This window comes from Shewanella sp. SG41-4, from assembly GCF_014164505.1.
Taxonomy (GTDB): Bacteria; Pseudomonadota; Gammaproteobacteria; order Enterobacterales; family Shewanellaceae; genus Shewanella.
On the sequence record NZ_JACJFI010000732.1, the window covers coordinates 1 to 728 of the forward strand.

A 728-nucleotide genomic window follows, 5' to 3' on the forward strand; every position below is an offset into this window, starting at 1 on the left:
AATATATCCAGTTCTACAATTACAAACGCAGACATTCAGCAATAGATTATAAGACGCCACATCAAAAATATAATGAGTTAAAAAAAGCGGCTTAAAATCTCTCCAGAAATACTTGACCATTACAGTTGCCATGGCTGTTAGCCACAATTAAGCGGAGAGCCGTATGCGCTGAAAGGTGCACGTACGGTTCGGAGAGGAGAAGCAGAGAAATAGTTCGACTACGCTCTGCCTCTTACTCTACTTTGGGTCGGTAATCGTTGGGCATATTTAGCCATTGTTTTAGACTTATTTTCCCGCAAACCTGTTGGGTGGGCTTTGTCATTATCGCCTGACAGCGAGCTGACCTCTAAAGCCTTGAAAATGGCATTTGAGTTAAGGGGGAAACCTGAGAATGTGATATATCACAGCGACCAAGGTTCACATTACACAAGCTTGAAATTCAGACAGTTATTATGGCGTCTTCAGATTGAGCAAAGCATGAGTCGTCGCGGGAATTGTTGGGATAATGCACCAATGGAGCGTTTCTTTAGAAGTTTGAAATCTGAATGGGTACCCGCAAGTGGCTATGGGAATTTTACAGAAGCAGACAAAGCGATCACAAATTACATCACTGGATATTACAGTGAAACTAGACCCCATCAATATAATGGTGGGTTAACGCCAAATGAGTCAGAACGTTTATATTGGAATGACTCTAAAACCGTGGCCAATATTACTTGACCACTACA

Annotated in this window: 1 pseudogene; it reads left to right on the plus strand. The window is 41.9% G+C overall.

Annotated features, from left to right (window positions below):
* Positions 1–231: 231 nt before the first annotated feature.
* Positions 232–720, plus strand: a pseudogene (locus H5202_RS23555) (IS3 family transposase); the annotation flags it as partial.
* Positions 721–728: the final 8 nt, after the last annotated feature.